Annotated in this window: 8 protein-coding genes; 3 read left to right on the forward strand and 5 right to left on the reverse strand. The window is 28.4% G+C overall.

From position 1 onward, the window contains the following. The first annotated feature begins 53 nt into the window (after positions 1 to 53). The 3 genes from BR66_RS0117715 (at position 54) to BR66_RS0117725 (ending at position 3664) form a co-directional block, all read left to right on the forward strand. Positions 54 to 1427, forward strand: a complete 1374-nt coding sequence (locus tag BR66_RS0117715; protein ID WP_026884102.1) for a SpoVR family protein — start codon at positions 54 to 56, stop codon at positions 1425 to 1427. A 195-nt stretch (positions 1428 to 1622) separates the two neighbouring features. Further along, complete coding sequence (locus BR66_RS0117720) at positions 1623 to 2543, forward strand: M15 family metallopeptidase (protein ID WP_026884103.1); 921 nt, start codon at positions 1623 to 1625, stop codon at positions 2541 to 2543. Positions 2544 to 2554: 11 nt separating this feature from the next. Then, on the forward strand, positions 2555 to 3664 hold the full coding sequence (locus tag BR66_RS0117725) for an amidase domain-containing protein (RefSeq protein ID WP_026884104.1): 1110 nt from the start codon (positions 2555 to 2557) through the stop codon (positions 3662 to 3664). 168 nt (positions 3665 to 3832) lie between these two features. Here the strand turns inward: BR66_RS0117725 and BR66_RS0117730 are convergent, their stop codons facing one another. The 5 genes from BR66_RS0117730 to BR66_RS0117750 form a co-directional block, all read right to left on the reverse strand. Further along, positions 3833 to 4558 carry a DUF1761 domain-containing protein gene (locus BR66_RS0117730; RefSeq protein WP_026884105.1) on the reverse strand — a complete coding sequence of 242 codons (726 nt, stop codon included), beginning with the start codon at positions 4556 to 4558 and terminating at the stop codon, positions 3833 to 3835. Positions 4559 to 4714: 156 nt separating this feature from the next. After that, positions 4715 to 5506, reverse strand: a complete 792-nt coding sequence (locus BR66_RS0117735; RefSeq protein ID WP_026884106.1) for a hypothetical protein — start codon at positions 5504 to 5506, stop codon at positions 4715 to 4717. A gap of 66 nt (positions 5507 to 5572) precedes the next feature. Then, positions 5573 to 6358, reverse strand: a complete 786-nt coding sequence (locus BR66_RS0117740; protein WP_026884107.1) for a hypothetical protein — start codon at positions 6356 to 6358, stop codon at positions 5573 to 5575. Then, positions 6359 to 7021 carry a hypothetical protein gene (locus tag BR66_RS0117745; RefSeq protein ID WP_026884108.1) on the reverse strand — a complete coding sequence of 221 codons (663 nt, stop codon included), beginning with the start codon at positions 7019 to 7021 and terminating at the stop codon, positions 6359 to 6361. Positions 7022 to 7053: 32 nt separating this feature from the next. Beyond that, positions 7054 to 7827: a hypothetical protein gene (locus tag BR66_RS0117750; protein ID WP_026884109.1), complete on the reverse strand. Its 774-nt coding sequence runs from the start codon at positions 7825 to 7827 to the stop codon at positions 7054 to 7056. Positions 7828 to 8125 lie beyond the last annotated feature (298 nt).

The raw sequence follows: 8125 nt of genomic DNA on the forward strand, positions 1-8125 counted from the left end.
CAAGTGACAAGTGACAAGTTCAATGATTAATTTGTGGAGGAGTAATGGAAATATTGGAATACAGTTTAAATGAGATAGAAGATTGGAATGAAAGGATTGAAAAAATAGCAAAAGAATTTGGACTTAATTATTATGAGCAGGAATTCGAAATGATTGGGTATAAGGAGATGCTAGCTTATGAAGCCTATCTAGGAATGCCATCTAGATATCCACATTGGAGTTTTGGCAAGGCCTACGAAAAGAGCAGTACTATATACAAATATAATTTAAGTGGTCTTCCATATGAAATGGTAATAAATTCAGACCCCTGTATTGCATATCTTATGAAAGAAAATACTTTGCTTTTGCAAATATTAACAATTGCTCATGTATATGGACATAATGATTTTTTTAAAAATAACAGACTTTTTGCAGAGGGCACTCGTGCAGGGTATACAGTAGAAATGTTTAAGGCTCATGCTGATGCTGTGAGGAGTTATATTAATGATCCAAGTATTGGATACAAAAGGGTTGAGAGAATCTTAGATGCAGCACATGCTATCAAGTTACAGACTAAAAGAACTATTGGTGAAGTAAAGGTTAGCGAAGAGGAACTTAAAATTAAAATTATAAAGGATTATGTGGATAGTAATACTAGAAGAAGTATTATTGAACCTTACCAAGAAAAAAAAATAAGGGATCTGAGCAAGGTACCTTTAGAACCAGAAGAAGATGTATTATACTTTATTATTAAATACGGAAACTTGCAGGAATGGGAACAAAATTTATTAGAAATAGTAAGGCAGGAAACAGCATATTTCGTGCCACAAATTGAAACTAAAATAATGAATGAAGGATGGGCCAGTTTTTGGCATTACAATATATTAAAAAAACTTAATTTACGGGATGAACTTTATTTAGAATTTATTAAACGTCATAATGATGTAATAGCACCAGGTATGGGATCAATAAACCCATATTTTATCGGGTTTAAAATTTTTAGCTTTCTTTATGAAAAATTTGGAATAGAAAAGATATTTGAGGTTAGAGAACTGGAGAGAGATGAATCTTTTTTAAGAAGATATCTAACAGAAGAACTTTGTAATGAGTTAAACCTGTTTGAGTATGTAAAGGAATCAGATAAATATGTTATAAAGGAAGTTTCAGATAAAAGTGGATGGATTAATATAAGAAATACTCTTTGTTCTTCCTGTGGTATGGGATCAGTACCAGTAATAAGGATACAGGATATGTCACTTCAGGATAAAACTTTAGTTATAGAACATGTGTATGATGGAAGAGAATTAAATAACACTTATGCAGAAGAAACACTAAAATACGTATTTGAACTTTGGGGACACAAAGTAATTTTAAAAACAAGAAATGATGATGAAGAGGTCAATATTATATGTGAGGAAAAGGATAAGATAATCAGGAAAATCATATAAAGCAGTGATAAGTTTATGAAATGTTTTCTACCAAAAATCCATGAATAAAATAGGGCTGTTTCACAATATAAAAATTTTTTGTTGTGAAACAGCTTTATTTTATTCAAAAAAAGTAAAAAATGGATTGTAAAAAAAATTGGATAAACTTAATTTAATGCGGAATAATAAAAGAACAATAGGATTAAGGTGATAAAAATGAAAAAAATAATTTTATGTATTATAAGTATATGTTTAATTGTAAACAACCCCTGCGTAGTAGAAGGTAAAACAAATATAAATCATGACAAATATTCAGAAACCATGAAACAAGATATACTCTGCTTAATGATGGCCTATCCTGAAAATATTACAGCTGTGATTAATGAAACCGGTGGGAATGTATATATTGTTATGAGTTCAGGTAAAAAAATTTTATATGATGACAAGATGAAAAAAAATCCAGAACAAAAATTTCAGAATACTGATTTGCAGGATATGATGGAAGAAATATACCCACTAGAGACTACAAGGAAACTAATGGAAAAGGATAAAAATCCAGGAAGAAACAGAGTATATGAGATACTTGATGAGGTATACGGAAGAGGAAGAAATGCAATAGAGCATAATTTAAAGAATACTAATTTAGTTTATAGAAAACTACAGTTTAATGGAAATAATAAAGCCTCAGCTTCCTTGCAAGAGACATTTAAGGAAATTACAGCTATGGTGGGTAAAAGCGGGAATATTTATTCTTCTGTATTTCCTTTAAATGGCACCTATAACTATAGATTGATTTCTGGTACAAATAAATTTAGTCCACATGCCTATGGAATAGCTATAGATTTAAATCGCGATAGAAGGGATTACTGGAAATGGGCATCAAGAGAAGAAGGTCAAAAACGATTGGACGTTTATCCTAAAGAAGTTGTGGATATATTTCAAAAAAATAATTTTGTTTGGGGTGGGAAATGGGGACATTTTGATACCTTACATTTTGAATACAGACCTGAAATAATTATGAAAGCAAAATATTTTGGAAATGCTAATACAAATAGGCGAAATTGGTATGAAGGAGTTCCTACTAATGATCAGCAGGTTAAAAATTGTGTTGATAAAATTAATAAAGTACTAGAGTGAAGGAGTAAACTATGGGCTATTTTTGGAGAAAAAACAGCAAATTTTTAATAAAAACAGTATTATTAAGCTTTATGTGTATAAGTCCATTTATCACTAGCTTGGCTATGGGTGAAGAAATATCTGATCATAAGCAGGAGGTAGAGAAGGCTATTAATTCAATTTTCAACAATAGAAATAAGGCACTAATTAATGGTGATTCAGCTCTAATTAAAACTATTTTTGATACTAACACAAAATACGGTACTTGGGCATATGATCATGAAAAGAAAAAAATGCAATATATACACAATTGGCAGGAGAAACAGGGAATTAAATTTACTGAAATAAAGCCCAATATAGTGATAAAAAGGATAAAAGAAAAAAGCATAGATAGTTATTCTGTAAATTTATTATGTTCTACAGAATACAAATATCAATATGATAATCAGCCATCTGTAGAAAATAGTTCAAGGATAGGAACTTATCATATATTAAATATTGTAAATAGAAGTGGAAATTGGATAATAACAAAAGAATGGTATAAAGATCCTTTCGCCGATTCATTGTACCTTGATAATATTAAAGCCTATTCTAGCAAGGAGTTTATATTATCCCAAAATTCAACTGATAATAATATTGGTGATAGAAGGTTAAAGGCGGCATTATATGCTGAAGAATATTGTGGAGCTGCTAGTGAAGGGAAAAACGGATATAAATACAATAAAAAATATAGAGATTATAATCCACAAGGTGGGGATTGTGCCAACTTTGCTTCTCAGATTTTGTTTGAAGGCGGAAAGTTTAGGAAAAATGGTGCTTGGAATTATGATAGCGGAGGTGCAACAAGAGCTTGGCTAAACGCTGATGGTTTTAAAAATTATATGATTAATAGTGGCAGAGCATCTCTAATTGCACATGGGAGTTATGATAAAGTCTATAAAGTTTCATATAAGATGAAACCTGGGGATTTTGTGGCTTATGAAAAAAAAGGTGATATTACCCATATATCAACAGTGACAGGAAATGATTCTAGAGGGTATGCTTTAGTTAGTTGCCATAATACAGATAGAAACAAGGTGCCTTGGGATCTTGGATGGAGTGATAAAAATATTAAATTTTGGCTTGTACATGTGAACTACTAAGTGAGAATCAAAATTTTAATTTTGTTAGTCGAACTTACTCAGCGAGCACAGCGAGTCGAGTTTCCATTAAAAAATAATGATTTCTATATATAAAAGGCCATATTATCCATAATAAAAATATTATTATGGGTAATATGGCGAAATCCATTAAATTTATAATTTTAATTGTCAATTTGGATTGATAGATTTTAAAACTTTAAATGTAGAATTACATAAATCTACTCTAACCTTAGTATTTTCAAAGATATTTTGTGTAAGATCTTTTGATAAGGACTTCATGGAGGTAACTAATTTTTTATCATTCAAGTAATCAGGGTTTATTATTATGGAGAAAATATATAAATTATTTTGTTCATCTATTTTCATACCCATCTGGGAATTATTATCAAATAAACCTTCAGATTGCAAGTAGTCTCCTATATTTTTTGCTTTAGCCTTTGTTATATTGTCAGTATAGTAGAGCTCATTTTTATTATAGCTTATGTAATTGTCGGGAATGGAAATAGAATATATGAGGGAGGCAATAATTACACCTGTAACAAATATACAAATAATTATTGGTAACAAATAAGAAGCCATTTTCCCAGAATTTTGAATATGTTGTGAATATAGTTCTTGTTGTGAAGTCTTGAAATATGTTCCAAGACCAGCATTTACAGCAAAGAATGCATATTTAGTTATATTATTTGGAATTATAAAAGTTAAAGCTGTAGCAACTATAAAACCGACGATAACTGATAATAGGTATGTCCATTTTTTTTTCTTATTTCCACAGCGACCATAATTAACTGCATACATAATTCCGGCAGGTAAAAATGAAAACAATATAGAAAATATAATGAATGATCTAGGATTCCATAATTTTTTCATTGATGTTGTATTAATTTCTGACATTAGTAACCTCCTTAATATAATGATATCCAAATCATAGCATGATTTTAACCAGTTGTCATTATATTATAGTTGAGGGAATCAGGAGATGTATTACTTAAAATATAAAAATTCTAAAGTTGAAATGTCTAATAAAACACGAGTTTAATTGTCTAAAACTCAAGAATTATCCTCATTTTCCTGGGAAATACTTAGAGTCATCAATAAATCATTATTTTTATCATTAGCATTAGCAAAGAATACAGATATATGTATATGCCCTTTATCGAAGGAGTTAGAGGATTTATCACCTTTTTTATATGAAATAAAAGCTGATTTTATATTATTAACGTATTCATCTGGATTAAGGGTATCACTGTAGGTTTGTATAAGTTTTTTGAAAGTAGACTCGTCTAACAATCCATTTTTAGTTACTATAATGTTAAGAAGAAGAGACTGGGTTAAACTTTTCTGTTCTGAAGTATCAAAATATACACCAGTAGTTACTCCGGCAGATGACCTAGTATTAGGGTCACTAACAAATTTAGTATATATGTAGTTTATGTAAGCATTGTTAGAAGTTGGAGATTTTGATTTAGCCATATCGTAAGAATTGCCTAATATAACACCAATTTCGTCATTTCGTTTATCTGAAATAGCTATTTGTTTTTTTATAAAAGGTGAAAAATTTGGATTGAATGGTTTATTTTCAGATGCATTAATATGAAAAATATTAATATTATTGATAATTGTATTTAACGAAATAAATAGTAATGGTAAAACAATTATCAGAGCAATAATTATAATATTTCTTTTTCTTGTAGTTGTTATAATTTTTTTTATAAATTTAGGTTGAGTTACAATTGATATTTTATCCACAGTTGTTATGTTAATTAATGAATAATCGCCAGTTTTATATCCTGATAATTCAACTTTTTCATCTAAGTGTAATTTCCCGTCACCTCTACTCAAATATGCCACCTCATTTTATATTTTCTATTATTTGTTACATTTTCTGAATTCAAACCTAACAGAATCTTAAGAAAAAGTATCCTGAAATAAAGTAATTGATATGCTGAGATACAGAAAATCGTCTTGTGGATAAATTGTAATTTTAAGATCCATATCATCAACAGTAAAAGTTTTTGAATCTTTTTTTATTTGATAATAGTCATTACATGCTTGTTTAATTTGGGCAGATATATAATTTGTTGTAAGTTTAGGACTAAAAGAAGTTAGAATTTTGTTAAAGTTACTATCAAGTTTTACATCTTCACCTGGTCTTATCCTATTTAAATATATGTGCATTTTTTGATATAAATTGTTATTTGATGAGGGTACAAAATCAATGCCATCAGTTATTCTAGTAATGTCATCAGTCTCAGGATGATCACTTAAATAAGAATATTTATCGTCTACATAATTGCTAATTGGTGATGATGTTTTTGTTACTGTATATTTATTTCCCAGTATTTTTACAAGTGAATTATGTCTAGTCTCAGATGCTTTTATTCCATCCTTGATTATTTTGACATAATGTGGAGAAATAGTGATGGATTTATTTGGGTTAGTATTAATATAACTTGGCTCCAACAAATTTGATATAAATATACAATAAAGTACTACTAAAATAGATATAACAAAATACTTTTTATGTAGATGTGGTAAAATGTTTTTTATTTTTTGTTTAGTATAAATGATTTTAGGTTTTAAAAAAGTTGTATTATTATCAATTTTTTTTTCTATTATTGTAAAATCACCTGTTATATATTCAGTCATTTCGCCTAGTCTATTTGTTTCTAGGTTACCTTTAGGGCTACGCAATTACCTCACCTCATATACATAAGTCTCATCGAATGCTTTAACTGCAAAGTTAAAATCTTCTGCGTTTTTGATTTCACCATAGCTATCTCCAGATAACTTGGGATAGAAGTACAACACATATTTTTGTTTATTAAACTCTATGATTTTAAAAAGTTGGTCATATTCCAAATCTTGAACTATTCCAAGCACATTATAAGTATTAATTTCATCGGTTTTGTTATTTTTAAATTGTAAGGTTTTATTTAAAAAAGTATAGACAATCACCTTATCATTATCACAGAAATCTATTTTTCCACCAATCTCACATCTGTCACAAGCTTCAATTTTACAATTATTATCACATTTAAAGCATTTACATTTTGTGCAAGCTTTTAGTTGAACAAAAATATTTTCTTTACTTTTTATAAATATACGGAGATTTTTTACTTCTTCATCATTAGAAGATAATATTCTATTTAGGAATCCTTTTATATGTTCTTTTGAAATAATGTCTTCAATGTAATCTTGGCACTCATTTAAAATAGGGAGATACTTAATGTATTTTCTTGAATTTAGCTTTTCTTTATCTACAAAGGATTCTATGTCATCCAAATTAAAAATTACATCTGAATATAAAGATTTTATTTCTGCTAGCTTTTTACTAAGATTATTGTAACCTATCATAGTCTATGACACCTCATTTCGTTATAGTTATTTTAATCATTTTCTAAAATTTCAATTGGATCTTTTTTGTCTTCTATAATAATTACGGTCATACATAAATTATTATCTATTTCAGAAACATAAGAAACAGACACACGTATATTGCCTTTGTTTAATGAAAAGCTAGCTTTACCATTCTTTTTAAAGTTAGTACAAACTGTCTTGATATTAGTAACCAATTCATTGGGATTAAGGTTATCACTATAGGTTTGTATGATTTTACTAAATGCAACCTCATCAAATAAACCATCCTTAGCTATTGTAAGATCAATAAGGAGATTCTGATCTAATTCTTTTTGCTGAGAAGAATCAAAGGAGACTCCTGTTGTTACTGAAAAATTATAGTTTGTACTAAAATTACGATGGCTGTAATCTATGTTAACTTCACTAGAAGTAGGAGCTTTTGATTTAGTGGTGTCGTAAGAATCACCCAATATGGTGTCAATTTTAGAACTCCTTTCGTCTGAAATTTTTATTTGTCTTTTAATAAAAAGTGAAAAATTTGGGTTGAATGTGTCATGATTTTTTTTGTATGAATCTAAGGTATTCACCCTGGTGACTATAATAAATAGAGGTGGTAAAAAAATTATCAAAAGAACTATTAAGATATTTCTTTTAGTATGTTTTTTTCTTGGAATACTTGCATTATTTTTTATAACTTTAAGTGGCTTTATAGTTGCTGATTTTATCAATGAAGAATTAGGAATTTTATTTCTTGATAATTGATTTTTTTTATTTGATTTTGATTTTTCGCCACCTCTACTCAAATAAGGCACCTTCTTATACATATATTTTATTTTTTGATTATTTACGATTAATACTAATAAGTAGATTTCAAAATTAATTATAATAAATTACAGGTAAAAACACTGAAAAATCCATTAAATAGTAATAATAAATGCATAAAATGGTTTTTCGAGCATGCCATTATAGGATATCAATAATAGGTTAAACTTGCAAGGTAAGTGAGAATCAAAATTTCATATTTTGTCATTCGAACTTACTCAGGGAGCGCAGCGAGTCGAGTTTCCTTAAAAAATCATGATTTCTATCATGAAAAGGATA

Origin of the sequence: Clostridium akagii DSM 12554 (assembly GCF_000686725.1) — a bacterium.
Taxonomy (GTDB): Bacteria; Bacillota; Clostridia; order Clostridiales; family Clostridiaceae; genus Clostridium_I; species Clostridium_I akagii.

Excerpts from the sequence above, each read along its gene's own strand:
- BR66_RS0117720 (WP_026884103.1), top strand. The coding sequence starts at position 1,623 with ATGAAAAAAATAATTTTATGTATTATAAGTATATGTTTAATTGTAAAC.
- BR66_RS0117725 (WP_026884104.1), top strand. The coding sequence starts at position 2,555 with ATGGGCTATTTTTGGAGAAAAAACAGCAAATTTTTAATAAAAACAGTA.
- BR66_RS0117730 (WP_026884105.1), bottom strand. The coding sequence starts at position 4,558 with ATGTCAGAAATTAATACAACATCAATGAAAAAATTATGGAATCCTAGA.
- BR66_RS0117745 (WP_026884108.1), bottom strand. The coding sequence starts at position 7,021 with ATGATAGGTTACAATAATCTTAGTAAAAAGCTAGCAGAAATAAAATCT.